The organism is Pollutimonas bauzanensis, from assembly GCF_900129885.1.
GTDB lineage: Bacteria > Pseudomonadota > Gammaproteobacteria > Burkholderiales > Burkholderiaceae_B > Pollutimonas > Pollutimonas bauzanensis.
Window position 1 is genome coordinate 1 of record NZ_FQXE01000017.1, and the last position, 24,035, is coordinate 24,035.

Genomic DNA, 24,035 nt, shown 5'->3' on the forward strand with positions numbered 1-24,035 from the left:
CCCCGCGATGGCCGAGTACATGTCCGAGCCCGTGCCGGCAATCACCCGGCAGGTAAAGGTCGAGGCGTTGAATTCGTGCTCGGCATACAGGTTCAGCGACGTGTGCATGGCGCGCACCCAGTCCTCGCTGGGCGCCGCCCCGTGCAGCAGGTGCAGGAAATGCCCGCCGATGCTGTCGTCATCGGTCTGCACATCGATCACCCGCCCGTTATGGCTGAAGTGATACCAGTACAGCAGCGCCGAGCCCAGGCTGGCCATGAGCCGGTCGGCGATGTCGCGCGCGTCCGGCGCGTTGTGGTCGTCCTTCTCGGGCAGCATGCAGCCGAGCACCGACACGCTCGTGCGCATCACGTCCATCGGGTGGCTGGCCGCCGGCAGCGCCTCGAGCGCCGTTTGCAGCGCCGCGGGCAGCCCGCGCAGACTGCGCAGCTTGGCCTTGTAGGCGGCCAGTTCCGCCTTGGTCGGCAGCTTGCCGTGCACCAGCAGGTGGGCCACCTCTTCGAATTCGCAGGTCTCGGCAATGTCCAGAATGTCATAGCCGCGGTAGTGCAGGTCGTTGCCGCTGCGCCCCACGGTGCACAGGGCCGTATTGCCCGCCACCACCCCCGACAGGGCCACCGATTTCTTGGGCTTGGGGCCCGCCTTGGTCTCTTTGCTGTCGCTAATCGCCATGTCTCATGCTCCTGAAAGGGTTCCGGGATTTCCCGGGCCCGGGAAATATAAAAAAAAGCGAGGCCCGCATTACCGGGCCTCGCTTGGACTGATTACTTCAACAATTCCTGCACCCCGTCGCGCTCTTCGAGCAGCTCTTTCAGGGTGAAGTCCATGCGCTCGCGGGAGAAGGCGTCGATGTCCAGGCCTTCGACGCGCGTGTATTCGCCATTGGCGGTGATGACCGGCACGCCGTAGATGATGCCTTCGGGAATGCCGTAGGAGCCATCGGAAGGAACGCCCATGGTGACCCACTTGCCGTTGGAGCCCAGCACCCAGTCGTGGACATGATCGATGGCGGCATTGGCCGCCGAGGCGGCCGAGGACAGGCCGCGCGCTTCGATGATGGCGCCGCCGCGCTTGCCCACGGTGGGAATGAAGGTGTCGCGGTTCCAGGCGTCATCGTTGATCAGGCCGGGCAGGCTCGCGCCGCCCACGGTGGCGTAGCGGATGTCCGGATACATGGTGGGCGAGTGATTGCCCCAGACGATCAGCTTTTCGATATCGGCGACAGGCTTGCCGGACTTGGCGGCCAGTTGCGACAGCGCGCGGTTGTGGTCCAGGCGCAGCATGGCCGTGAAGTTCCTGGCGGGGAGATCGGGCGCCGATTTCATGGCGATGTAGGCGTTGGTGTTGGCCGGGTTGCCCACCACCAGGACCTTCACATTGCGGCTGGCCACGTCATTGAGCGCCTTGCCCTGCGCCGTGAAGATTTGCGCGTTGACGTGCAGCAAGTCCTTGCGTTCCATGCCGGGGCCGCGGGGGCGGGCGCCCACGAGCAAGGCCACGTCGACATCCTTGAAGGCTTCGCGGGCGTCACTGTGCGCGCTCATGCCCGCCAGCAAGGGGAAGGCGCAATCGTCAAGTTCCATCATGACGCCTTTGAGCGCCTTCTGGGCCTTCTCGTCGGGGATTTCCAGCAACTGCAGGATGACGGGCTGGTCTTTGCCGAGCATTTCGCCCGAAGCGATGCGGAATAGCAGCGCGTAGCCGATCTGGCCGGCAGCGCCGGTGACGGCGACACGCATGGCGGGTTTGGACATGAACAATCTCCCGTAGATTAGATATTAAGAATGAGTGGGTGCAGACAAGTGACAGTGTAATTCTTTTGGATGCCGATACGCGCTATGCACAGGCGCCGGCGCGCTGGCGCCGCAATGGCGAAAGCGCACCCGGTCTTAACATAGTAGAGTAGCCAAAATCGGCTATGCCGTCAAACATCTTATATCTTATATAAGACAGAAGAGTGTTAGACAGAATGCCCCAGGCATGCGAAAATGGCGGGCGTTCCACGAAAGTTTTTTCAATGCGTTTTGCCGATACCGTACTAACATTGCCTCATGTCCAATAATCCCCCGACTGATCGAGCCCCAGACTCCGATCGCTCTGCCAGCAGCGCGGCATTCAGCCCGTTGTATCAGCAGATCAAGGGCTTGTTGCTGCAAAGCCTGGACCGCGGCGAATGGAAACCCGGCGAGGCCATTCCCAGCGAGCTTGAACTGGCCGCCCGCTTCCAGGTCAGCCAGGGCACGGTGCGCAAGGCCATCGACGAACTCGCGGCGGAAAACTTGTTGCTTCGGCGGCAGGGCAAGGGTACATTCGTTGCAACTCACCACGAAGCCAAGGTCCGTTTCAGGTTTTTGCGCCTGACGCCCGATGACGGCAAGCCGCCCATTTCGGGCAGCCGCATACTGGAGTGCCGGCGCGTGAAGGCGCCCGCCGATATCGCGGCCCTGCTTGATTTGCGTACTGCCGACATGGTGGTCAATTTGCGCCGGATACTGTCGTTCGACCAGACGCCCACCATCCTGGATGACATCTGGTTGCCGGGCGCGGTGTTTCGCGGCCTTACCGCCGATTCGCTGGCACGCTACCGCGGCCCCCTGTATGCCCTGTTCGAATCCGAATTCGGTGTCAGCATGGTCCGCGCCGAAGAAAAAATACGGGCCGTCTCGGCCACCCAGGATCAGGCCGACGCGCTCGAGATTGCGCTTGCCAGCCCTTTGCTGCAGGTCGAGCGTGTTTCTTATACCTATGGGGACAGGCCCATGGAAGTGCGCAGGGGGCTGTATGTGACCGACCGCTTCCACTACAAAAACAGCTTGAATTGATTAAGGTTTTTCGCCCATTTGATACACCTCGCCTAAATAGGCGAAAATACTAGTAGCGCTTTGCAATAAATTATTTGTTATAACTCGAGGCCATCATGTCCGATTCAGCTTCAAAGCCACGTCCGCAGTTTCGCAATCTAAGCATTCCGCAGATAATGAGCTATCGCCTGCCCCTGGCGGGAAAAACGTCAATTTTGCATCGCATCAGCGGCGCCCTGTTGTTCGTCTGTTTACCGTTGGTCATTCTGCCGCTGTTCGCGCTCAGCGTGACCTCGCCGGAAAGCTATGCAAGCATCCAGTCCGTGGTCTCCAATCCCCTGTGCAAGCTGGTGCTGCTGGTCCTTATCTGGGGCTACCTGCATCACTTCTGTGCCGGCATCCGCTACCTCATTCTCGACCTGCATATCGGCAACGACAAGCATTCCGCGCAAAAAACCGCCGGGGTGGTGCTGGGAGTCAGCCTGGCGCTGACGCTGGTTTTCGGTCTTAAATTGTTTGGGGTGTGGTAATGGCGACTCAAGAACGTCTTGGCACGAAACGCCTGGTTGTCGGTGCCCATTACGGCACCATGGATTTCATCGTTCAGCGCGTCACGGCCGTCATCATGGCCGTCTACACGCTGGTGCTTTTCTTCGGAATCATTTTCACCTCCGAATTGAATTTCGAAAGCTGGCGCCGCCTGTTCACCTTCACTTGCCTGGGCTTGCCCGTCGGGTCGCTGCTGGCGACGCTGGCCTTCCTGTCGCTGGCCTGGCATGCCTGGATCGGGGTGCGCGACATCTGGATGGACTACGTCCGTTCCGCTGGCCTGCGGCTGTTCCTGCAGGCGCTGACCGTCTTGTGGCTGGTGGGCGCTGTCGTCTTTTTTGCAAAAATACTCTGGAGTTTATAAGCCGTGGCTGCTGTCAAAGATTCCCTACCGCGCCGCCAGTTTGATGTGGTGGTCGTAGGCGCCGGCGGGGCCGGCATGCGTTGCTCCTTGCAACTGGCCCAGGCCGGCCTGTCCGTCGCCGTCCTGTCCAAGGTATTCCCGACGCGTTCGCACACGGTGGCCGCCCAGGGCGGCGTCAGCGCTTCGCTGGGCAACATGAGCGAAGACAACTGGTATTGGCATATGTACGATACCGTCAAGGGCTCCGACTGGCTCGGCGACCAGGACGCCATCGAGTTCATGTGCCGCGAAGCCCCCAATGCCGTTTACGAGCTCGAACACTTCGGCATGCCTTTCGACCGCAACCCCGATGGCACGATTTACCAGCGCCCCTTCGGCGGCCATACGGCCAATTTCGGCGAAAAGCCGGTGCAGCGCGCCTGTGCCGCGGCCGACCGCACCGGCCACGCCATGCTGCATACGCTGTACCAGCGCAATGTGGCCGCGCGCACCCAGTTCTTCGTCGAATGGATGGCGCTCGATCTTCTGCGCAATGACGCCGGCGACGTCCTGGGCGTGACCGCCCTCGAAATGGAAACCGGCGAAATATACGTGCTCGAAGCCAAGCAAACCGTGCTCGCGACGGGCGGGGCGGGGCGCATCTGGGCGGCATCGACCAATGCCTTCATCAATACCGGCGATGGCCTCGGCATGGCCGCGCGCGCGGGCTTTCCCCTGCAGGACATGGAGTTCTGGCAATTCCACCCCACCGGCGTGGCCGGCGCGGGCGTGCTGATCACCGAAGGCGTGCGCGGCGAAGGCGGCATCCTGCTGAACAAGGACGGCGAGCGCTTCATGGAACGCTACGCTCCCACGCTCAAGGACCTGGCTCCGCGCGATTTCGTTTCGCGCTCGATGGACCAGGAAATCAAGGAAGGCCGGGGCTGCGGCGACGGCAGCTATGTGGTGCTCAAGCTCGATCACCTGGGCGCCGAAACCATACAGAAGCGCTTGCCCTCGATCCGCGAGATCGCCATCAAGTTCGCCAACGTGGATCCCATCAAGGATCCTATCCCCGTGGTGCCGACGATACACTACCAGATGGGCGGCATCCCGACCAACATCTATGGCCAGGTCGTCAGTGTCGCCAACGGCCACACCAAGGCCGTCAATGGGCTGTATGCCATCGGCGAATGCGCCGCCACTTCGGTGCACGGCGCCAATCGCCTGGGCACCAATTCCCTGCTCGACCTGATCGTTTTCGGCCGCTCGGCCGGCAACCACATCGTCCAGACGCACCCCGAGCGCCAGCACGCGCACGAGCCCATTCCCCAATCGGCCATCGATTTCTCCATAGACCGCGTCAACAGGCTGGAAACCCGTACTTCCGGCGAGAAGACGCAGGACGTCGGCAACGCCATCCGCGTCGCCATGCAGCATCACTGCGGCGTGTTCCGCACGCTGGACCTCCTGAACAAGGGCGTCGATGCCATCGAAAGCCTGGCCCCCCAAGTGGAAAGCATCTACTTCAAGGACAAGTCCAAAGTCTTCAATACGGCGCGCATCGAAGCGCTTGAAGTCACCAACATGATCGAAGTCGCGCGCGCCACGACCAAATCGGCCGCCAATCGCCTGGAAAGCCGCGGGGCGCATGCCTTGGACGACCATCCCGATCGCGACGACGTGAACTGGCTGCGTCACACATTGTGGTTCTCGGAAGGCAGCCGTCTCGAATACAAGCCGGTGCAAATGACGCCGCTTACCGTAGACAGCTTCCCGCCGAAAGCGCGGACCTTCTAAGCAGGATATCGAAATGAGTCAAAAACGTATCGTCAAGTTTGAAATCTATCGCTACGATCCCGACAAGGACGAGCGGCCTTACATGCAGAAGCTCGAGGTCGAGCTGCAGCCCACCGACAAGATGCTGCTCGATGCCATCATCCGCATCAAGAACGATGTCGACGACAGCCTGGCCATCCGCCGCTCCTGCCGTGAAGGCGTGTGCGGTTCCGACGCCATGAACATCAATGGCAAGAACGGCCTGGCCTGCACCACCAACCTGCTGGAGCTCAAGGAACCCATTGTGCTCAAGCCATTGCCCGGCCTGCCGGTGGTGCGCGACCTCATCGTCGACATGACGCACTTCTTCAACCAGTATCATTCGATCAAGCCTTTCCTGATCAATGATCAGCCGCCGCCCGAAAAAGAGCGCCTGCAGACGCCCGAGGCGCGCGACGAGCTCAACGGCTTGTACGAATGCATTCTGTGCGCTTGCTGTTCCACGGCGTGCCCTTCGTTCTGGTGGAATCCGGACAAGTTCGTCGGCCCGGCCGGCTTGCTGCAGGCTTACCGCTTCATTGTGGACAGCCGCGACGAAGCCACTGGCGAGCGTCTGGACAACCTCGAAGATCCGTATCGCCTGTTCCGCTGCCACACCATCATGAACTGTGCCGACGTCTGTCCGAAGGGCCTCAATCCTTCGCATGCCATAGGCAAGATCAAGGAACTTCTGGTTCGTCGCACTATATAGTTAATGGATAAAAGGTTTGGATCACCGATGAGAAAGTTGTCAGAACTGGAGCGCGCCCGTCTTCGATGGCGCGCGCGTCGGGGCCTGCTGGAAAATGACCTGATCATCACCCGATTTTTGGATCAATACGAAGCCGATTTAACCGATATCGATGTGTCCGCCTTGACTCAGCTGTTCGAGATGGGCGACAACGAATTGCTTGATGTATTGCTGGCTCGCGGGGAAGTTGAGGGCGTATACGATACGGCCGATATTCGTCGATTGGTTGCGCAAATGCAGAAGCTCTAATTTTTAAGGAAGAATGTGATGCAATTGTCAGATAAAAAAGCCACACTATCGTTCTCCGACGGTAGCGCCCCCATCGAGTTCCCCGTGTACGAGGGTACTGTCGGGCCTGAGGTGATCGATATCCGCAAGCTGTACGGCCAGACCGGCATGTTCACGTACGACCCGGGTTTTCTCTCGACGGCATCGTGCGAATCGGGCATTACCTATATAGACGGCGACAAAGGCGAATTGCTTTATCGCGGTTACCCCATCGACCAGCTCGCGCAAAAATGCGACTTCATGGATATCTGCTACCTGATCCTGAATGGCGATCTTCCCAGCGGCACTGAAAAAGCCGACTTCGATTCGCTGGTTACGCATCACACCATGGTCAATGAGCAGTTGCATTTCTTCCTGCGCGGCTTCCGCCGCGATGCGCACCCCATGGCGGTGCTGACCGGCCTGGTGGGCGCCCTGTCGGCTTTCTATCACGACTCGACCGACATCACCAATCCCCACCATCGCCATGTATCGGCGATCCGCCTGATCGCCAAAATGCCGACGCTGGTCGCCATGGCGTACAAGTATTCGCAGGGCCAGCCTTTCATTTACCCGCAGAATGACCTGTCATACACGGGCAATTTCCTGCGCATGATGTTTGCCACGCCTTGCGAAGAGTACAAGGTCAATGACGTCGTGGAACGCGCCCTGGATCGCATTTTCATCCTGCACGCCGACCACGAGCAGAACGCCTCGACTTCCACGGTCCGCCTTTGCGGTTCGTCCGGCACCAATCCGTTTGCGGCCATTGCCGCGGGCGTCGGCTGCTTGTGGGGCCCCGCCCATGGCGGCGCCAACGAGGCATGCCTGCAAATGCTGGAAGAACTGCAGGCCAACGGCGGCGTCGAGAAAGTCGGCGAGTTCATGGAAAAGGTCAAGGACAAGAACTCGGGCGTGCGCCTGATGGGGTTCGGCCACCGCGTCTACAAAAACTACGATCCGCGCGCCAAGCTCATGCAGGAAACCTGCAAGGAAGTGCTGGCGGCGCTGGGCCTGGAGAACGATCCCCTGTTCAAGCTGGCGATGGAGCTCGAACGCATTGCCCTGGAAGATCCTTATTTCGTCGACCGCAAGCTCTACCCGAATGTCGATTTCTATTCGGGCATTGTGCAGCGCGCCATCGGCATTCCCACTGCGCTGTTCACCGCCATTTTTGCCCTGGCCCGCACAGTGGGCTGGATTGCGCAATGGAGCGAAATGCTGTCGGATCCGGACTACAAGATCGGCCGCCCGCGCCAGTTGTACACCGGCTCGCTGACGCGCGACGTTCCGACGCGCGGCTGATAGTCAGGTAAAAGGAAGAGGGCGCCTCATGTGGGCGCCCTTTTCCGTTGGTGTGCATGGGGATGAACTGGCGGATACACGGACCAGCGACCAAGCTGGCCCGTGCGTTGCAGTATTACAGCTGGACCTGTCCCGCCTCCTGCTGCGCGTCGACCACCGCCAGGGCCGTCATGTTCACGATCCGGCGCACGGTCGAACTGGTCGTCAGAATATGCACCGGCCGCGCCGCGCCCAGCAGCACCGGACCCATCGCCACCCCGTTGCTGCCCGTCATCTTCAGCATGTTGTAGGTAATATTGCCCGTATCCAGATTGGGCATGATCAGCAAATTGGCCGGCCCCTTGAGCGTCGAATCGGGGAAAGCCTTGAGCCGGATCTTTTCCGACAGCGCCGAATCGGCATGCATCTCGCCATCGACCTCCAGCGTCGGCGCGCGCTCCGAAATGAGCTGGCGCGCCTCGGCCATCTTGCGCGACGACGCCGACGACCTGCTGCCGAAATTCGAATGCGACAGCAGGGCCACCTTGGGCACCACGCCGAAACGAAGAATCTCGTCGGCGGCCTGGATAGTCATGTCGGCGATCTGCTCCGCGCTCGGGTCCTCATTGACATGCGTATCGCAGATAAACAGCGTCTGCGTCGGCAGCATCAGCACATTCATGGCCGCATACGTCCGGGCGCCCGGCTTCAGGCCTATGACATCCTGCACATGCTTGAGCTGATTGTCGAAACGGCTGGCGACCCCGCACAGCATCGCATCGGCATCGCCTCTTTGCAGGAGCATCACCGCAATCAGCGAGTTGTGCTTGCGCACCATCGCCTTGGCAATATCCGGGGTCACGCCGTCGCGGCCCATGAGCTTGTAATAAGCGCTCCACGTTTCATTGAAACGCTCGTCGTCTTCCGGATTGACGATCTCGATATCCTGGCCCACCGCCAGGCGCAGCCCGAACTTCTTGATGCGCATCTCGATCACCGCGGGGCGGCCCACCAGGATGGGATGCGCAAATTTTTCGTCGACCACCGTCTGCGCCGCGCGCAATACCCGCTCGTCTTCGCCGTCGGCGTAAATGACGCGCTTGGGCGCGCTTTTGGCCTGCATGAAAAGAGGGCGCATCAACTGGCCCGTGTGATACACCAGGCTCATCAGCTTTTGCCGATAGGCTTCTATGTCCTCGATGGGGCGCCTGGCCACGCCGGAATCCATGGCGGCCTGCGCCACGGCCGGGGCGATCTTGACGATAAGGCGCGGATCGAACGGCTTGGGAATGATGTAGTCCGGCCCGAACGCCAATTCCTGGCCGGCATAGGCCGTGGCCACCTCGTCGTTCTGTTCCGCTTCCGCAAGCTCGGCGATGGCTTTCACGCAGGCCAGCTTCATCTCCTCGTTGATGACGGTCGCGCCCACATCCATGGCGCCGCGGAAAATGAAGGGAAAGCACAGGACATTGTTGACCTGGTTGGGATAGTCTGAGCGCCCGGTCGCTATGATGCAATCGGGGCGCGCCGCCTTGGCGACTTCGGGGCGGATTTCGGGCTCGGGATTGGCCAGCGCCAGGATGAGCGGGCTGCGCGCCATGGTCCTGACCATGTCGGCGGTCAGTACTCCGGGCGCCGAGCAACCCAGGAAAACGTCGGCATTGTTGCAGGCGTCGGCCAGCGTGCGCGCGCCGGTGTCCTGGGCATAGCGCGCCTTGTTGGGCTCCATGTTTTCTTCACGGCCTTGCCATATGACGCCGCGCGAGTCCACCACATAAATATTGGACGGCCGCACGCCAAGGTGCACCAGCAGATTCAGGCAGGCAATGGCGGCCGCGCCGGCGCCCGAACACACCAGTTTCACATCCTCGATCTTCTTGCCCACCACCTTCAGGCCGTTGATGATGGCCGCCGAAGAGATGATCGCCGTGCCATGCTGGTCGTCGTGGAAGACGGGAATCTTCATGCGCTCGCGCAGCTTTTTCTCGATGTAGAAGCATTCGGGCGCCTTGATGTCTTCCAGGTTGACGCCGCCCAGCGTCGGCTCGAGGGCGGCGATGATGTCCACCAGCTTGTCGGGATCGGTTTCATCGAGCTCGATGTCGAATACGTCGATGCCGGCGAATTTCTTGAACAGGCAGCCTTTGCCTTCCATGACTGGCTTGGCCGCCAGCGGCCCTATGTTGCCCAGCCCCAGGACCGCCGTGCCGTTGGTGATGACGCCCACAAGGTTCGAGCGGGATGTGTATTTGGCCGCGGCGTCCTCGCCTTCCGAATGGATGCTCATGCAGGCGAACGCCACCCCGGGCGAATACGCCAGCGACAGGTCGTCCTGATTGGCGAGCTGCTTGGTGGGCATGACGGATATCTTGCCCGGCGTGGGATAGGCATGGTAGTCCAGGGCAAGTTTTTCGAGGTCGGCGTTAGTGTCCATTTAGGGGACTCCTGAATAGAGATGAATGAATAAACTGCAAGTGTAGTGCGCCGGAGGGCCGCCGGCGCGGTATTTCAGCACAGAACAGGCCGCAGGGACTGTCCTGCGTCCGGGCTCCGCCCGAGGGGCATTTTTGCCTTTGGGAGCGGCCTGGCGGCAAAAAACTTGCCGGATTGCCTTCAATTGGCGTAAGGTGTTTGTTAATGCCAACGCTTTCCCGCTTTTGCCGGGCATTTCCCCGGCTTGGGTTTATCCCCCATTGCTTCACAGGTATACTAGTACGAATACGGCTTATCAAGGCGTCGTACGTTGCCTTCTGCCCCGCTATCCGCTAATCGGTCTGGCCGTGTCGCGGAAGGTTGTTCCCTGCATCATAACGAGTGAGACACTCGGATAGGTGAAGCGCATATATGTCATCGGAAATAGAACTTTTATCCAATTCTTACCTGTTTGGTAGCAACGCCCCTTATGTCGAGGACCTCTACGAGTCCTACCTCGACAATCCCGGGTCTGTGCCGGATCAGTGGCGCGATTATTTCGACCAGCTGCAGCATCTGCCTGCCACCGACGGCCGCGAAGTCACGCGCGACCAGGCCCACGCCCCCATCATCGAATCATTCGCGCAGCGCGCCAAGGCCAACGCCTTTGTTGCGCGCGCCCAAGAGCCCGACCTTACCGTCGCCGGCAAGCAAGTCTACGTTCAGTCCATCATCGCCGCATACCGGTCGCTGGGCTCGCGCTTTGCCGAACTCGATCCGTTAAAGCGCCAGGACCGCCCGGTCATCCCCGAGCTCGACCCCAGTTTCTATGGCCTGACCGAAGCCGACCTCGATCAGGTCTATTCGGCCACCAACACGTATTTCACCAAAGCCGACACCATGACCATGCGCGACATGCTCAAGGCCTTGCGCGATACGTATTGCCGCAGCGTCGGCGCCGAATTCATGCATATCTCCGACCCCGCCGCCAAGCGCTGGATCCAGGAACGCCTTGAGTCCACGCTGGGCGTGCCGTCGTTCTCGGCCGAGCGCAAGCGCCACATTCTGCAGCAGGTCACCGAGGCCGAAGGCCTCGAGCGCTTCCTGCACACCAAGTATGTCGGGCAGAAGCGTTTCTCGCTGGAAGGCGGCGAAAGCTTTATCGCGGCCATGGACGAAGTCGTCGGCCATGGCGGCGAAAACGGCGTTCAGGAACTCGTGGTGGGCATGGCTCACCGCGGCCGCCTGAACATGCTCGTGAACATCATGGGCAAGATGCCCGGCGATTTGTTCGCCGAATTCGAGGGCAAGCACGCCGAAGGCCTCACCGACGGCGATGTCAAATACCACAACGGCTTCTCCAGCGACCTTTCCACGCGCGGCGGTCCCCTGCATCTGTCGCTGGCGTTCAACCCTTCGCACCTTGAAATCGTCAACCCGGTGGTCGAAGGCAGCGTGCGCGCCCGCCAGGACCGCCGCGGCGACGACGTCGGGTCGCAGGTGCTGCCCGTGCTGGTCCACGGCGATGCCGCCTTCGCGGGGCAGGGTGTGGTCATGGAAACCCTCAACCTGGCGCAAACGCGCGGTTACGGCACCGGCGGCACCCTGCACATCGTCATCAACAACCAGATCGGTTTCACCACCTCCGATCCGCGCGACACCCGTTCCACGCTGTATTGCACCGACGTCGTCAAAATGATAGAGGCGCCGGTCTTCCACGTTAACGGCGACGACCCGGAGGCCGTGGTCTACGTTACGCAACTGGCCCTCGATTACCGCCTGCAGTTCCATCACGACGTCGTCGTCGACATCGTATGCTTCCGCAAGCTGGGCCACAACGAGCAGGACACGCCCTCGCTCACCCAGCCGCTCATGTACAAGAGCATAGGCAAGCATCCCGGCACCCGCAAGGTCTACGCCGACAAGCTGGTGGCGCAGGGCATCCTGACCGAGGCCGAATCCGACCAGCTGGTCAAGGATTACCGCCAGCTCATGGAAGACGGCCAGCGCACCATCGAGCCCGTGCTGACCGACTACAAGAACAAGTACTCGACCGACTGGTCGCCCTTCCTGGGGGCCAAATGGACCGACCAGGCCGATACCGGCGTGCCGGTGGCCGAGCTTACCCGCATCGGCGAGAAAATCACCGCGGTGCCCGAGAACTTCACCGTGCATACGCTGGTCAGCAAGCTGCTCAATGACAGGCGCAATATGGCGCGCGGCGAGCAGAACGTCGACTGGGGCATGGGCGAGCATCTGGCCTTCGCCACGCTGGTGGCCAGCGGCTACGCCATACGCATCACCGGCCAGGATTCCGGCCGCGGCACGTTTACCCACCGCCACGCCGTCCTGCACGACCAGAAGCGCGAACGCTGGAACGACGGCACCTATATTCCGCTGCAGAACGTATCGGAAAACCAGGCGCCTTTCACCGTCATCGATTCGGTGCTGTCGGAAGAAGCGGTGCTGGCCTTCGAGTACGGCTACGCAACCGCCGAGCCCAACACGCTGACCATCTGGGAAGCGCAGTTCGGCGATTTCGTCAACGGCGCGCAGGTCGTCATCGACCAGTTCATCACCTCCGGCGAAGCCAAGTGGGGCCGCCAATGCGGCCTGACCCTGATGCTTCCCCACGGCTACGAAGGGCAGGGCCCCGAGCATTCCTCGGCGCGCATCGAACGCTTCCTGCAGTTGTGCGCCGACAACAACATCCAGGTCGTGCAGCCCACCAATGGCGCCCAGATCTTCCACGTCTTGCGCCGCCAGATGATCCGGCCGTTCCGCAAGCCGCTGATCATACTCACGCCCAAGTCCCTGCTGCGCAACAAGGAAGCCACTTCGCCGCTTGCCGACCTGGCCAATAATCAGTTCCTGCCGGTCATCGGCGAACAGGATGCCGGCATCGACCCGGCGGCGGTCAGCCGCGTGCTGGTTTGTTCGGGCAAGGTCTATTACGATATCGTCCATGCGCGCAAGGACGCGGGCCGCGCCGATGTGGCGGTGCTGCGCATCGAACAGCTGTATCCGTTCGCGCACAAGTCCTTCCAGTCCGAATTGCAAAAATACCCCAATGCCAAGGAAATCGTCTGGGTGCAGGACGAACCCCAGAATCAGGGCCCCTGGTTTTATATTCAGCATCATCTGTACGAAAACATGGCCGACGGCCAGAAGCTGGGCTATGCGGGACGCGCCGCCTCGGCATCGCCGGCGGTGGGCTACCTGGCCAAGCACCAAGAGCAGCAACGGAACCTGCTCGAGCAGGCGCTGGCGCCCAAGTTCAAGAGCTTCATGCTGACTAAATAACGAATATTTTTCAAAACGGAATACATACCATGGCTATTACTGATGTTCTCGTTCCCCAGCTTTCCGAATCGGTTTCCGAGGCGACGCTGCTCACCTGGAAAAAGCAGCCCGGAGAGGCTGTCGAGGCCGACGAGATCCTGATAGAAGTCGAAACGGACAAAGTGGTTCTGGAAGTTCCCGCCCCATCGGCCGGCGTGCTCAAGGAAATCGTCAAGGGCGACGGCAGCACCGTTACCTCGGGCGAGGTCATGGCGCGCATCGACACCGAAGGCAAGGCTGCCGCGGCGCCCGCGCCGGCGGCGGCTCCTGAGCCGGCAGCCGCGGCCCCGGCCGCTTCGGCGCCTGCCGCCGCGGCGCCCGCGGTCTCCGCCGTGGCTTCTCCTTCCGCGGGCAAGATCCTGGCCGAAAAAGGCGTCGATCCCGCAACGCTCGAAGGCTCGGGCCGAGGCGGCCGCATCACCAAGGGCGATGCGCTGGCCGCCGGCAGCGCTCCCGCCAAGAAAGCCGCCGCGCCGGCCGCGCCTGCGACCCTGTCGCTCGACGGCCGCCCCGAACAGCGCGTTCCCATGAGCCGCCTGCGCGCCCGCGTTGCCGAACGCCTCCTGCAGTCGCAGGCCGACAATGCCATCCTCACGACTTTCAATGAAGTCAATATGCAAGGCATTCTCGATCTGCGCAAGAAATACAAAGACCAATTCGAGAAAGAGCACGGCGTCAAGCTGGGCTTCACCTCCTTCTTCGTCAAGGCCGCGGTGGCCGCGCTCAAGAAATTCCCCGTCGTCAACGCTTCGGTGGACGGCAAGGACGTGATCTATCACGGCTACTTCGATATCGGCATCGCCGTGGGCAGCCCGCGCGGCCTGGTCGTGCCCATCCTGCGCAATGCCGACCAGCTGTCGATCGCCGACATCGAAAAGCAGATCGCCGATTTCGGCAATCGCGCGCGCGACGGCAAGCTGACCCTCGAAGAGCTTACCGGCGGCACCTTCTCGATTTCCAACGGCGGCGTGTTCGGTTCCATGCTGTCCACGCCCATCATCAATCCGCCGCAGTCGGCCATCCTGGGCATCCATGCCACCAAAGACCGCGCGGTAGTCGAGAACGGCCAGATCGTGGTACGCCCCATGAATTACCTGGCCATGTCCTACGACCATCGCATCATCGATGGGCGCGAAGCCGTATTGGCCCTGGTGGCCATCAAGGAAGCGCTCGAAGACCCGCAACGCCTGCTGCTGGACGTTTAAGCATGCGGGCAACGGCGTAAAATGCCCGGCGAGCGTTTCCTTTTCATGGGACACGCTGGCCGGGATTTTTTTGCCGCCGGGTTCACGACTCGCGAGCCCCTTGCCGGGCTTGCGACAACACTATCTAGATCGAGAAAAAAACATGGCTAAACAATTTGACGTGGTCGTCATCGGCGCAGGCCCCGGTGGCTATATTGCCGCAATCCGCGCTGCGCAACTGGGTCTGACCGTGGCATGCATCGATGCCTGGAGCACCGCCGACGGCAAGCCGGCGCCGGGCGGCACTTGCACCAATGTTGGCTGCATCCCCTCCAAGGCGCTGCTGCAGTCCTCCGAACATTACGAGCAGGCCAATCATCACTTCGCCGAGCACGGCATCGAGATCAAGGGCATCGAGCTCAAGCTCGACACCCTGGTCGGCCGCAAGAACACCGTCGTCAAGCAGAACAACGACGGCATCCTGTATCTGTTCAAGAAAAACAAAGTCACTTTTTTCCATGGCACCGGCTCCTTCGTCGCCCATGTGGATGGCGGCTGGTCGATCAAGGTCTCGGGATCGTCCGAGGAAGACCTGGTGGCCAGGCACGTGATCGTCGCCACCGGTTCCTCGCCGCGCGCATTGCCTGGCCTGCCATTCGATGAGACCCAGGTCTTGTCCAACGACGGCGCGCTGCGCATTCCCGCCGTGCCGAAAAAGCTGGGCGTGATCGGCGCGGGCGTCATCGGCCTTGAACTGGGCAGCGTCTGGCGCCGCCTGGGCGCCGAAGTCACCATACTCGAAGCCATGCCCGATTTTCTCGCCGTTGCCGACCAGCAGGTTGCCAAGGAAGCCCAGAAGGCGTTTGCCAAGCAGGGCCTGGCGATACATACCGGCGTCAAGATAGGCGAAGTCAAATCGACCGCCAAGTCGGTCACCGTGCCTTACACCGATGCCGCGGGCGCCGAGCAAAAACTCGTGGTCGACAAGCTCATCGTTTCCATCGGCCGCGTTCCCCATGTCGAGGGGCTGGGCGTCGACACCGTCGGGCTCAAGCTGGACGAGCGCGGCTTCATTGCCGTCGACGACGATTGCAAGACCAATCTGCCCAATGTGTGGGCGGTGGGCGATGTGGTGCGCGGCCCCATGCTGGCGCACAAGGCCGAAGAAGAGGGCGTGGCGGTGGCCGAGCGCATCGCCGGGCAGCACGGCCATGTGAATTTCGGCACTATACCGTCGGTCATCTATACCTCCCCGGAAATCGCCTGGGTGGGCAAGAACGAGCAGCAGCTCAAGACCGAGGGCCGCGATTACAAGGCCGGCAGCTTCCCCTTCATGGCCAATGGCCGCGCCCGCGCTTTGGGCGACACGACGGGCTTTGTCAAGATCCTGGCAGACGCCAAGACCGACGAGGTGCTGGGCGTCCATATTATCGGCCCGCAGGCTTCCGAGCTGATTTCCGAGGCGGTGACCATCATGGAGTTCCGCGGCGCGGCCGAGGACATCGCGCGCATCTGCCACGCGCATCCCACCTTGTCCGAGGCCATGAAAGAGGCCGCCCTGGCGGTCGACAAGCGCACGCTGAATTTCTGATTCCGCGCATGGCGTGACCTGACCAAGGGCGGGCAAAGGCTCGCCCTTCGTCGTTATACGAGTGTGTCTTATGAATGTTCTCGAGTATTACCGCCACACACTGAAGGAGCGCGGCTATGAGTGCGATGATGCGCAGCTGGCCGCGATCGAGCGCCTGCAGGTGTATTTCGATGAATGGCTGAACTTCAAGAAAGCCCGCTCATCTTCGTTGAAAAAGATTTTCCGGCGGCCGGATGTGCCCCGCGGCGTTTACCTGTGGGGCGGCGTGGGCCGCGGCAAAAGCTTTTTGATGGACGCGTTCTATCTGACCGTGCCGGTCAAGCGCAAGACGCGCCTGCATTTCCACGAATTTATGCGCGGCGTGCATCACGAACTGGGCGAGGTGCGCGGCCAGCAGGATCCCCTGGACGAGGTGGCGCGGCGCATAGCAAAACGCTATAGACTCATCTGCTTCGACGAATTCCATGTGTCCGACGTCGCCGACGCCATGATTCTGTACCGGCTCCTGCTCAAGCTGTTCGAATACGGGACCTCGTTCGTCATGACGTCCAATTACGAGCCGTCCACCCTGTACCCCGACGGCCTGCACCGGGACCGCATCCTGCCCGCGATCAAGCTGATCCAGGACAGGATGGACATACTCAACGTGGATGTGGGCGTAGACTACCGCCGCCGCACGCTGGAGCAGGTGCGCATGTACCTGACCCCGCTCACGCCTGAAACCGGCAAAGAGCTCCAGGCCAACTTCGACCGCCTGCTCGACACCGCGCCGCTCAAGCCCGTGCTGACGGTCGAGCATCGCGAACTCAAGGCCATTGCGCTGGGCGGCAGCATAGTGTGGTTCGATTTCGCGACGCTGTGCGGCGGGCCGCGCTCGCAGAATGACTACCTGGACCTGGCCAGCCGCTTCCACACGGTAATATTGTCCGATGTGCCGCGCATGGGGCCGCGCAATGCTTCCGAGGCGCGCCGCTTTACCTGGCTGATAGATGTGTTCTACGATCACAAGGTCAAGCTCATCATTTCGGCCGAATGCGAGGCCGACGAGCTTTATACGGAAGGTCCCATGTCCAACGAGTTCCACCGCACGGTTTCGCGCATCATGGAAATGCAGTCGCGCGAATACCTCGAGTCGGAGCGGCGCGAGGCGGTCACTCTGTAAATGCCGCCGGCCGAAAGGCATGGCGCCCCCCGCAACCTGTCTCATTCAAGCAATCTATGAATACCCGCGTATTAACTGGCATCACGACTTCCGGAACCCCCCATTTAGGCAACTATGCCGGCGCCATTCGTCCGTCGATACAGGCCAGCCATCTGCCGGGCGTCGACGCGTTCTATTTCATGGCCGACTACCATGCGCTGATCAAATGCGACGATCCGCAGCGCATTGCGCGTTCGCGCCTGGAAATCGCCGCCACCTGGATCGCCGCCGGGCTGGACCCGGAAAAAGTGACGTTCTATCGCCAGTCCGACATTCCGGAAATCCCGGAATTGTGCTGGATGCTGACGTGCGTGACGGCCAAGGGCCTGATGAACCGCGCCCACGCCTACAAGGCGTCGGTGGACCAGAACGTGGCCCGGCAGGTGGACCCCGACGACGGCATCAATATGGGGCTGTTTTCCTATCCGATACTGATGGCGGCCGACATCCTGATGTTCAATGCCAACAGGGTGCCGGTGGGCCGCGACCAGATCCAGCACCTGGAAATGACGCGCGATATCGCCCAGCGCTTCAATCATCTGTATGGCCAGGGCCGCGATTTCTTCGTGCTGCCCGAAGTGCAGATCGACGACGAGGTGGCCACCTTGCCGGGCCTGGATGGGCGCAAGATGTCCAAGAGCTACGACAACACCATCCCCTTGTTCGAAGGCGGCGCCAAGGCCTTGCGGGCCGCCGTCAAGCGCATCGTGACGGACTCGCGCGAGCCCGGCCAGCCCAAGGACGCCGAAGGGTCGCATCTGTATACCCTGTACCGCGCTTTTGCGACGCCCGCCGAATCGCTGGGGTTTCGCGAGCAGCTCGAAGCGGGCCTGGGCTGGGGCGATGCCAAGGACCTGCTGTCCGGGCGCATCGAGCAGGAACTCGCGCCCATGCGCGAGCGCTACGCCGAACTGATGGTCCGGCCCGGGCGCATCGAAGATATCCTGCAGGCGGGGGCCGCCAAGGCGCGCCGCCTGTCGCAGCCTTTCATGGCGCGCCTGCGGGAAGCCGTAGGCCTGCGCGCCGCGCTTGCGCCGGCGGCGGGCGGGGCGGCTGCCGCCGGCAAAAAAGCGGCCGGCAAGCGGGCGCGTTTCGTCAGCTTCCGCGACGAGGCCGGCAAGTTCCGCTTCCGCCTGCTGGGCGCCGATGGCCTGGAACTGCTGTTGTCCGAGGCGTTCGACAACCCCAAGGAGACCGGCGCGCTGACCAGGGCCTTGCAAGAGGCGCCGTTCGCCACCCTGGTCACGCAAGAAAACGGCATGGTGCTCGTCAGCGTCGACGGCGCCCTTGCCGCCCGCTTCCCGTCCGCCAGGCTGGAGTCCGTCGCGCAGGCCATCGAAGGCTTGCGCGAAGATCAGGCCTGACGCCGGCCGCCGGGCGGCGGGCTATGCGCAGCGCCCGGCCCGCATGCCGAGATCCTCGCACAGCGCGAGGATCTCGGCCTGTTTGTCGCGATACACCAGGATGACCTGGAAGTCGTGCGTGTAGCTTTCGCCAAAGCTGATCAGGCAATATTTCTCGTGGTGCGTCTGCAACTGCTGGTCGACCCATCGATAGTAGTCGGGCAGGGTTTCAAAATTGTTGTTGTCGTAAGGGTACTCGGGCAGCGCCGGATGCTCGAAGGCGTCGATGATCTGTTCGTGCAGCTCGTCCACGGTGTCGGCGACGGCGAAATAGTCTTCGAGCTCGACGAAGATGATAAAGGCCGCGGCGCCCTGGGGGTCGTACTGGGCCACTTTGGCCGCGTCGGCGCCGTAGTTGTCTTTCAGGGTCTTGGCCGGGTCGCTCCGGGCCTGGACGCAGATGCCCACGATACGGGCCGTTTCGTGCTCGTCCAGGTCGCCGCAGGAAAGCAGCCCGACCAGCGCCGTCAGTTTTTGCCGATAGGAGTCGGTCGCGGTAGTCATATGGCCTTATTTCCTGAGTTTGGCGAAAGCGGCGGCCATGGCGCCCGAAGCCGCGGGTTCCGCCGGGCGCTGGGGAGCGGCGCGGCGAGCCTGCCCGCCGGGCGCCGGCCTGTGTTCCTGGCCGCCGCGGCGCGCCGGCGCGGCATCGTCGTTCAGGCGCATGGTGAGCCCTATGCGCTTGCGCGGGGCATCGACCTCCTGGACCTTGACCTTGACGGTCTGCCCGACACGCACCACATCGCGCGGGTCCTTGATGAAGGTGTCCGACAAGGCTGAAATATGCACCAGGCCGTCCTGGTGCACGCCTATGTCGACAAAAGCGCCGAAATTGGCCACATTGGTGACGACTCCTTCCAGGATCATGCCGGGGTGCAGGTCGTTGATGGTATTGACGCCTTCCTTGAATTGCGCGGTCTTGAATTCGGGGCGGGGATCGCGGCCAGGCTTTTCGAGTTCCGAGAAAATATCCTTTACCGTGGGCAGCCCGAAACGCTCGTCGGTGAACTCGGACGGCGATATCCCTTTGAGCGCCCCTTGCTGGCCCATGATCTGGCGCGCGTCGGCCTTGATTTTCTCGAGTATGCGCTCGACGACGGGATAGGCCTCCGGGTGCACCGACGAGGCGTCCAGCGGATTGTCGCCGTCCGGAATGCGCAGGAAGCCCGCCGCCTGCTCGAATGCCTTGTCGCCGAAACGCGGCACTTTGAGCAGGGCCTTGCGGTTGGGGAAGGCGCCGTTCTCGTCACGCCAGCTTACAATGTTCTTGGCGAGCAGGGAACTCAGGCCCGACACCCGCATCAGCAGCGGCGCCGAGGCCGTGTTCACATCCACGCCCACCGCATTGACGCAATCCTCGATGACCGCGTCCAGCGAACGGGCCAGTTCGCGCTGGTTCACGTCATGCTGGTACTGGCCCACGCCTATCGCCTTGGGTTCGATCTTGACCAGTTCGGCCAGCGGGTCCTGCAGGCGGCGCGCAATCGAGACCGCGCCGCGCAGGCTGACGTCGAGGTCGGGAAACTCATGCGCGGCGAGCTCCGACGCCGAATACACCGATGCGCCGGCCTCCGAGACCATGACCCGCGTGAGCGTGAGCGCCGGATATTTTTCCAGCATGTCGATGACCAGCTTTTCGGTTTCGCGCGAGGCGGTGCCATTGCCTATCGCCACCAGTTCTATCTTGTGCTTGGCGACCAGCGCCGCCAGCGTCCTGATGCTTCCTTCGCGGTCGCGGCGCGGCTCGAAGGGGTAGATGGTCGCGGTATCCAGCAGCTTGCCCGTGGCGTCGATGGCGGCGCCCTTGACCCCGGTGCGTATGCCGGGATCGAGGCCCAGCACCGACTTGGGGCCGGCCGGCGCGGCCAGCAGCAAGTCTTTCAGGTTGGCGGCGAAAACGCGTATGGCTTCCTGCTCGGCGCTGTCGCGCAGGCGGCCTATGAGCTCGGATTCGAAGGCGGTCAGCAGCTTGACGCGCCAGGTCCAGCGGCAGACTTCGCCCAGCCAGCGCGCGCGGGCCGGGGCGTCCGGCGCGAAACCGGCGCCTATCTTCAGGAAATCGGCAATGCGCGCCACGCAGGGATGCGGCAGCTGCGACTCGAGTTCGGCCTCCAGCCCCAGGCGTATGTCCAGGGCGCCCTGCTGGCGGCCGCGCAGCAGCGCCAGGACGCGGTGGGAGGGCAGCAGGCGCAGTGGTTCGCTGAAGTCGAACCAATCGCGGAAATTGTCGCCCTCGTTTTCCTTGCCTTCGACCACTTTGGAATACAGCAGCCCGGTTTTCCAGAGATGTTCGCGCATATTGGCCAGCAGGTCGGCATTTTCGGCGTAGCGCTCGGCGAGAATGTCGCGGGCGCCGTCCAGCGCCGACTTGGCGTCGCTGATCGCGGCTTCGGGATTCAGGTAGGCTTGCGCCAGGACGGCCGGGTCGCAGGAAGGGTCGGCGATAATGGCGTCGGCCAGCGGCTCCAGGCCGGCTTCGCGGGCTATCTGGGCGCGCGTGCGCCGCTTGGGCTTATAGGGCGCGTACAGGTCTTCCAGGCGCTGTTTGGTATCGGCGGCATTGATCTCCCGGTGCAGCGCCGGGCTCAGCTTGCCTTGCTGCTCGATGGACTCCAGGATGGCGGTGCGCCGCGATTCGAGTTCGCGCACATACAGCAGCCTTACCTCGAGGTTGCGCAACACCGTGTCGTCCAGCCCGCCGGTGGCTTCCTTGCGGTATCGCGCAATGAAGGGAACGGTCGCTCCCCCATCGAGCAGATCCACCGTGGCGGCAACCTGCGCGGCGCGTACGTTGAGTTCATTGGCCAGCAAGGCGACAATGCGGGCGGGATCCGCTGCCTGTACGACAGAGACGGGTTGGGCTTGAACAGAGGTATCGGTCATGAGTCCATCATAAAAAACATATTGTGCGGCGAATTTTGCCACAAGCTGACGCCGCGCCGGAAAATACCCGGGTATCATCACGTGTAGCTTCTTTAATGATTGTAAAGACATCTTTTTCTCTACGCCCGGTTCACGCGGGCGATTCCGTATTTATCTTCGATGCTTTTGCAAGAACTCTCCGATATCTTCGCTCCCGACGGCCCGATCGCCAAGGCCATGCCCGACTATCGTCCGCGGCAGGCGCAACTCGAGCTGGCCCAGGCCATCGAGGAAACCCTGCGCGACCATTCCACCCTGATCGCCGAGGCCGGCACCGGCACCGGCAAGACCTGGGCATACCTGGTCCCGGCCTTCCTGAGCGGCAGCAAAGTGCTGGTTTCGACCGGCACCCGCACCCTGCAGGACCAACTGTTCCGGCGCGACCTGCCGCGCTTGCGCAAGGCTCTGGCGCTGCCCATCAGCGTCGCCCTGCTCAAGGGGCGCGGCAATTATGTCTGCCATTACCACCTGCAGCGCCTGTCGGGCGACGACCGGGCGCTGAAATCCCGCGCCGAGGTCGGCCAGCTGCGCCACATACAGGTTTTTGCGCAGCAATCCAAAACCGGCGATAAAAGCGACCTGGCCCCCGTGCCGGAAGACGCCGATATCTGGAATCGGGTCACGTCCACGCGCGAGAACTGCCTGGGCCAGGACTGCCCCCATGTGCGCGACTGTTTTGTGCTGAAGGCGCGCCGCCAGGCCCAGGACGCCGATCTCGTGGTGGTCAACCATGCCTTGTTCATGGCGGACCTGGCCCTGCGCGAAGAAGGCATTACGGATCTCTTGCCTACCGTGGAGCTGGTGGTGTTCGACGAAGCCCATCAATTGCCGGATATCGCCACGCGCTTCCTGGGCTCCAGCGTGTCTTCCCACCAGTTGCTGGACCTGGCGCGCGCCGCCGAGGCCGCCGGGCTGGCTTATGCCCGCGAGGCCACCAACTGGAGCGAAGCCGGCAAGAAGATAGAGCACGCCGCGCGGCAGCTGCGCCTGGCCGCGGCGCCCATCGATAAGCTGCCCGGGCGCAAAGCCACTTTCCAGGCCATTCCCAATGCGGCGGAATTCGACGCGGCGCTGGCCGACTTGCTCGAGGTGCTCGATGCCAGCACGGCGCTGCTGGGCGTCGTCAGCGAGAAGCATCCGGACCTGGCCGCCGTGGCCAAGACCTGCCTGGACATCCGCGCCAAGCTCTACCAATGGAGCCAGCCCGACAGGCGGGGCAACAACGCGCTCAAGCCCGCCCAGGCCGATGCCGCATCCGGCGGCAAGGAAGCCGGCGCCGCGGTGCGCTGGGTGGAGCACAGCTTGCACCACATGCGCTTGCACAGCGCGCCGCTGTCGGTGGCGCAGATCTTCTCGCGCTACCGCAGCAAGGACCAGGCCTGGGTGCTGACATCGGCAACCCTGTCTGTGCACGGCGATTTCGGCCATTTCCTGCGCCAGCTGGGCTTGTGGGACGCCAGGACGGAAAGCTGGGAGTCGCCGTTCGATTATGCCGGGCAGGGGGTGCTGTATGTGCCTAAAAACCTGCCTTTGCCCAGCGATCGCGAATTCAACGAAAAGTTTGTGCAGGCGCTGCTGCCCCTGATCAAGGCGTCTTCGGGCGGGGTGCTGGTCCTGTGCACCACCTTGCGGGCGGTCGACAGGATCGCCGAGCTGCTGCAGGAGCGCTTCGAGGACGAGGCCATCGACCGCATTCTGCTGCGCCAGGGCGAGAGTTCCCGAGGCGCCTTGCTGGAACGCTTCCGGGCCGGCAAGAATGCGGTGCTGGTCGGCAGCGCCAGCTTCTGGGAAGGCATAGACGTGCCCGGCGATGCCTTGACGCTGGTCGCCATCGACAAACTGCCTTTTGCGCCGCCCGACGATCCGGTCCTGGAAGCGCGCCTGAATTTGTGCCGTACCCAGGGCGGCAATCCCTTCATGGAATATCAGCTGCCCGAGGCGGCCATCGCCTTGAAGCAGGGCGCCGGGCGCCTGATACGCTCAGAGCAGGATTGGGGCGTGCTGATGGTGGGCGACGCGCGCATCGTCGAGAAGCCCTATGGCAAGCTGCTGTGGCGCGGCTTGCCGCCGTTCGCCCGCACGCGCGAACCGGATCAGATACTGGCTTTTTTCAAAAAGAAACAGGCCCCGCAGGGCCTGTGCAATAGCGTGCACGAAGACTGACCCG

General features: G+C 62.2%; 18 protein-coding genes. 13 read left to right on the forward strand and 5 right to left on the reverse strand.

Features of this window, described 5'->3' with window-relative positions; all coding sequences use genetic code 11:
• Both BUB23_RS22370 and BUB23_RS22375 read right to left on the reverse strand, forming a co-directional pair.
• A partial coding sequence (locus BUB23_RS22370; RefSeq protein WP_281255576.1) for a citrate/2-methylcitrate synthase occupies positions 1 to 672 on the reverse strand: 672 nt, incomplete at its 3' end.
• A gap of 92 nt (positions 673 to 764) precedes the next feature.
• On the reverse strand, positions 765 to 1,754 hold the full coding sequence (locus tag BUB23_RS22375) for a malate dehydrogenase (RefSeq protein ID WP_073108259.1): 990 nt from the start codon (positions 1,752 to 1,754) through the stop codon (positions 765 to 767).
• A 297-nt stretch (positions 1,755 to 2,051) separates the two neighbouring features.
• Between BUB23_RS22375 and BUB23_RS22380 the strand changes: the two genes are divergently transcribed.
• The 7 genes from BUB23_RS22380 to gltA all read left to right on the forward strand — a co-directional run bounded on the left by BUB23_RS22380 (position 2,052) and on the right by gltA (position 7,834).
• Complete coding sequence (locus tag BUB23_RS22380; protein ID WP_073108262.1) at positions 2,052 to 2,822, forward strand: GntR family transcriptional regulator; 771 nt, start codon at positions 2,052 to 2,054, stop codon at positions 2,820 to 2,822.
• Between the two features lie 95 nt (positions 2,823 to 2,917).
• Entirely contained in the window at positions 2,918 to 3,331 is a 414-nt protein-coding gene (gene sdhC, locus BUB23_RS22385; RefSeq protein ID WP_073108264.1) for a succinate dehydrogenase, cytochrome b556 subunit, read from the forward strand.
• Positions 3,331 to 3,714, forward strand: coding sequence for a succinate dehydrogenase, hydrophobic membrane anchor protein (gene sdhD / locus BUB23_RS22390; protein ID WP_073108268.1), 384 nt, complete (start codon positions 3,331 to 3,333; stop codon positions 3,712 to 3,714). The genes sdhC and sdhD overlap by 1 nt, the downstream gene beginning before the upstream one ends.
• 3 nt (positions 3,715 to 3,717) lie before the next feature.
• A complete protein-coding gene (sdhA, locus tag BUB23_RS22395) occupies positions 3,718 to 5,493 on the forward strand; it encodes a succinate dehydrogenase flavoprotein subunit (RefSeq protein ID WP_073108270.1) in 1,776 nt (591 codons plus the stop codon).
• Positions 5,494 to 5,506: 13 nt separating this feature from the next.
• A complete protein-coding gene (locus BUB23_RS22400) occupies positions 5,507 to 6,223 on the forward strand; it encodes a succinate dehydrogenase iron-sulfur subunit (protein WP_073108273.1) in 717 nt (238 codons plus the stop codon).
• A 27-nt stretch (positions 6,224 to 6,250) separates the two neighbouring features.
• Positions 6,251 to 6,511 carry an FAD assembly factor SdhE gene (locus BUB23_RS22405; protein ID WP_073108276.1) on the forward strand — a complete coding sequence of 87 codons (261 nt, stop codon included), beginning with the start codon at positions 6,251 to 6,253 and terminating at the stop codon, positions 6,509 to 6,511.
• 18 nt (positions 6,512 to 6,529) lie between these two features.
• Positions 6,530 to 7,834, forward strand: coding sequence for a citrate synthase (gene gltA, locus BUB23_RS22410; protein WP_073108279.1), 1,305 nt, complete (start codon positions 6,530 to 6,532; stop codon positions 7,832 to 7,834).
• A 115-nt stretch (positions 7,835 to 7,949) separates the two neighbouring features.
• On the opposite strand, the gene BUB23_RS22415 is transcribed toward gltA, so the two are convergent.
• Positions 7,950 to 10,247, reverse strand: coding sequence for an NADP-dependent malic enzyme (locus BUB23_RS22415; RefSeq protein WP_073108282.1), 2,298 nt, complete (start codon positions 10,245 to 10,247; stop codon positions 7,950 to 7,952).
• Between the two features lie 410 nt (positions 10,248 to 10,657).
• Here BUB23_RS22415 and BUB23_RS22420 point away from each other — a divergent pair, with 410 nt between their 5' ends.
• The 5 genes from BUB23_RS22420 to BUB23_RS22440 all read left to right on the forward strand — a co-directional run bounded on the left by BUB23_RS22420 (position 10,658) and on the right by BUB23_RS22440 (position 18,907).
• A complete protein-coding gene (locus BUB23_RS22420) occupies positions 10,658 to 13,528 on the forward strand; it encodes a 2-oxoglutarate dehydrogenase E1 component (RefSeq protein WP_073108285.1) in 2,871 nt (956 codons plus the stop codon).
• A gap of 29 nt (positions 13,529 to 13,557) precedes the next feature.
• A complete protein-coding gene (gene odhB / locus BUB23_RS22425) occupies positions 13,558 to 14,772 on the forward strand; it encodes a 2-oxoglutarate dehydrogenase complex dihydrolipoyllysine-residue succinyltransferase (protein ID WP_073108288.1) in 1,215 nt (404 codons plus the stop codon).
• A 142-nt stretch (positions 14,773 to 14,914) separates the two neighbouring features.
• Entirely contained in the window at positions 14,915 to 16,342 is a 1,428-nt protein-coding gene (gene lpdA / locus BUB23_RS22430; RefSeq protein WP_073108291.1) for a dihydrolipoyl dehydrogenase, read from the forward strand.
• Between the two features lie 70 nt (positions 16,343 to 16,412).
• A complete protein-coding gene (zapE, locus tag BUB23_RS22435; protein ID WP_073108293.1) occupies positions 16,413 to 17,504 on the forward strand; it encodes a cell division protein ZapE in 1,092 nt (363 codons plus the stop codon).
• A gap of 56 nt (positions 17,505 to 17,560) precedes the next feature.
• Positions 17,561 to 18,907 carry a tryptophan--tRNA ligase gene (locus BUB23_RS22440; protein WP_073108296.1) on the forward strand — a complete coding sequence of 449 codons (1,347 nt, stop codon included), beginning with the start codon at positions 17,561 to 17,563 and terminating at the stop codon, positions 18,905 to 18,907.
• Between the two features lie 21 nt (positions 18,908 to 18,928).
• Here BUB23_RS22440 and BUB23_RS22445 read toward each other — a convergent pair whose 3' ends face one another.
• Both BUB23_RS22445 and BUB23_RS22450 read right to left on the reverse strand, forming a co-directional pair.
• Entirely contained in the window at positions 18,929 to 19,450 is a 522-nt protein-coding gene (locus BUB23_RS22445) for a hypothetical protein (protein WP_073108299.1), read from the reverse strand.
• 6 nt (positions 19,451 to 19,456) lie between these two features.
• Positions 19,457 to 21,829 (reverse strand): Tex family protein, encoded by a 2,373-nt coding sequence (locus BUB23_RS22450; protein WP_073108520.1) that lies wholly within the window; start codon positions 21,827 to 21,829, stop codon positions 19,457 to 19,459.
• A 159-nt stretch (positions 21,830 to 21,988) separates the two neighbouring features.
• Between BUB23_RS22450 and yoaA the strand changes: the two genes are divergently transcribed.
• On the forward strand, positions 21,989 to 24,031 hold the full coding sequence (gene yoaA / locus BUB23_RS22455) for a DNA repair helicase YoaA (RefSeq protein ID WP_073108302.1): 2,043 nt from the start codon (positions 21,989 to 21,991) through the stop codon (positions 24,029 to 24,031).
• Positions 24,032 to 24,035 lie beyond the last annotated feature (4 nt).